General features: G+C 63.7%; 4 protein-coding genes. All 4 read right to left on the bottom strand.

Features of this window, described 5'->3' with window-relative positions; genetic code table 11:
- Positions 1–50 precede the first annotated feature (50 nt).
- Complete coding sequence (locus AC5ZG1_RS43720) at positions 51–359, bottom strand: hypothetical protein (RefSeq protein WP_496136498.1); 309 nt, start codon at positions 357–359, stop codon at positions 51–53.
- Positions 360–368: 9 nt separating this feature from the next.
- Positions 369–1,964, bottom strand: a complete 1,596-nt coding sequence (gene tnpC, locus AC5ZG1_RS43715) for an IS66 family transposase (protein ID WP_496136499.1) — start codon at positions 1,962–1,964, stop codon at positions 369–371.
- 94 nt (positions 1,965–2,058) lie between these two features.
- Positions 2,059–2,406, bottom strand: coding sequence for an IS66 family insertion sequence element accessory protein TnpB (tnpB, locus tag AC5ZG1_RS43710; RefSeq protein ID WP_135176416.1), 348 nt, complete (start codon positions 2,404–2,406; stop codon positions 2,059–2,061).
- A complete protein-coding gene (tnpA, locus tag AC5ZG1_RS43705) occupies positions 2,403–2,804 on the bottom strand; it encodes an IS66-like element accessory protein TnpA (RefSeq protein WP_496136497.1) in 402 nt (133 codons plus the stop codon). Before tnpA ends, tnpB begins: the two co-directional genes overlap by 4 nt.
- Positions 2,805–2,881 lie beyond the last annotated feature (77 nt).

Below are 2,881 nucleotides of genomic sequence, written 5' to 3'. Positions count from 1 at the left end.
GTAACCCTCCGGTGAGGGCCGCGGCCAGCTAGGTTTCGGGTGATAGTGTTTCAGTGAGTGCCGAACTCAGGTCGAAGCTGGATTAGTAGTCGGGCAACCTGATCACTCTTCTCGGCTAGTCTTCCGTGGTCGGTGAGTCCCATATGCTCGGTGGCGACAATATAGAGATAGTGGGCAATTTCGCTCGCGGTTGCGCCTTCGTCCATCAGCATGACGTAGGCCCTGTTTGCGTAGGTGTCATACTCGTCGGCGGCCTCTGGTATGCCGTAGACCCCGATGGGATCCCAGTCGCGAAGCAAGATCTCACGGACACGAGCACGGTTCTCTCGTGACTGATACTTGTTTCGTCCGTGAGCCATTTTCTTGCCCTATGCTACAAGTGATTTTGCTGATGATGGATTCCAATTCCATGGCAAGAGTTCGGCGAGCCGACTCTGCTGGGTCTCGGCGATGCGAGCCAAGACGTTGGCGAGCCATGCCTGGGGATCGATGTCGTTGAGCTTGGCGGTCATAATTAGCGTCGCCATGATGGCGGCGCGATCGGCACCGCGTTCGGAGCCGGCGAAGAGCCAAGACTTGCGGCCGAGAGCAAAGCCGCGTAGCGCGCGCTCCGCCGCATTGTTTGTCAGGCAGATCCGTCCGTCATCGACGAAGCGGGCGAACCGGCCCCAGCGGCGCAGCATGTAGTCGATTGGCTTGGCGACCGCGGACGAATTCGACAGCCGGGCGCGCTGCTCGCGCAGCCATGCTTCCAATGCCATCAAACGCTGGGCGCTTTGCTCTTTACGCACCCGCAGCCGCTCTTCGGCGCTTTGGCCGTTGATGCCGCGCTCGATATCGAACAGTGCATCGATGCGCTTGACCGCCTCCAGGGCTATCGGCGAGATCGCCGCGGCGTTCTTGTCTCGCCTTGCGTTGGCGGCGATGTCCGCCAGTTCAAAAAACTGCCGCCTGGCATGGGCCCAACAGAGTGCGGGCGTGACCGGTCCCTGCGCGCGCGAGGCGTCGTACAGCTCGTTATAGCCACTATAGGCGTCAGCCTGCAGGATGCCGGTGAAGCTTTGAAGATGCCGCGTGGGATGCTCCTGCCGTCGATCGCGCGAGGCGTAATAGAGCGCGGCCGGCGGCGCCCGTCCGCAAAACGGCCGATCGTCGCGGACGTAGGTCCAGATATGCCCTTTGACCGCCTGCCCCTTGGCCAGGATCGGCACCGTGGTGTCATCGCCGTGCAGCCGATCGGCGACCAGGACGTGGCGTTCGATGAGGCGATAAAGCGGCTGTAGGGCCGCCGCACAGGTACCGACCTGGTCGGCCAGTGTCGACAGGCTCAGATCGATGCCCTCCCGGGCGTAGCGCTCGCTCTGCCGGTTCAAGGGCTGATGCTGACCAAACTTCTCGAACAGGATCATGGCCAGGAGGTTGGGCCCGGCGAAGCCGCGCGGCGTCACGTGGAAGGGGGCCGGCGGCTGAGTGATCGTCTCGCAGTCCCGACACGAGAACTTCTCGCGCACCGTCTGGATCACCTTCCACTGCCGGGGAACGACCTCCAGCGTCTCGGTGATGTTCTCCCCCAGCTTCGAGAGCCTCCAGGACCCACAGCAGGGGCAGCTCTCCGGAGCCGAGATCACGATGCGCTCGCGCGGCAAATGGTCGGGGAACGGTTTACGCGACGGCCGCGTGCGCTTGAACGACTGCACGGTCTGTGCCTTGGCCGCGGCCTGCTCGGCTGCCAGCTCGTCCTCGGTTGCGGTTGCTTCCAGCTCTTCAAGCTGAAGCTCCATCTGCTCCAAGAGCCGTGCCTTGCGCTCCGAGCGGCTGCCATAAATCTGGCGACGCAGCTTCTCGATCTCGAGCTTGAGGTAACTGATCAGTGCCTCGGCCGCCTTCGCATCGGCAGCCTCCGCTTTGGCGCTCGCCGCGACCGCTTCCGCCTGAAGGCGCGCGGCACGCTCCGCGAGGATCATCGCATGCGCGGCGGCAAGATCGGTGGGAAGCGATTCAGATGTGGTCACGACGATGATGGAATCACATCCATCACGATCCGAGAAGCGCAAAGCCTCATCCGACCGACGTCGGCCGCCACGTCTCTTGTGGGTGCCTCCAGTCGATCCCGGACAAGAGGTAACCGAGCTGCGCCGACGAGATCGTCACCACGCCCTCGGCCGGGCTCGGCCAGATGAAGCGGCCCCGTTCCAGGCGCTTCGTGAACAGGCAGGCGCCCTGGCCGTCGTGCCAGATCACCTTCAAGAGATTGCCGCGACGACCGCGGAAGCAAAACAGGTGGCCGCCCAGCGGGTCGCGATGCAAGATCTCCTGAACCTGCAAGGCCAGCGACGGAAAGCCCTTCCGCATGTCGGTATAGCCGGTCGCGAGCCATACCCGCACGCCGGCCGGCAGCGGGATCATCGCGGCCGTCCATCCGTCAGCGCCGTCACGACTGCGCTCAGCGTTGCCGCGTCAACCGCACCCGTGATCCGCATCCGAGCCCCGGCCGCGAACTCAATCTCGATCGCACCGCAGCTTCCGGCGGGAGCCGTCAACGGTTGCCGGTCTGGCGCAATGGAGACTGCCGCAAAACGGACTTCGGCATCCTGCCGCTGCATCGGCTCAGGCCCGCAAGCGAGGACGCCTGTGCGCGCCTGCCGCCGCCAAACCGTGAGCAGATTAGGGTGAACATCATGTCGGCGCGCAACCTCGACGACACGGGCCGCGGGCGCCAAACTCTCCTCGACGATCCGGAGCTTCTCGGCAGTGGTCCACCGCCGTCGCCGCTCCGGACCGGACAGAACCGTAACCGTCGTCACGTTTGCTCATTTGTTTGCAAATCAATGAGCAAATCATCTCATCATCGAGCACAATCCGGGAAGGCGGCCTTCACCGA

The organism is Bradyrhizobium sp. Leo78, assembly GCF_059512425.1.
The sequence above is the reverse complement of the archived record's forward strand: the minus strand, read 5'-3'. Positions and strand labels throughout refer to the sequence as shown.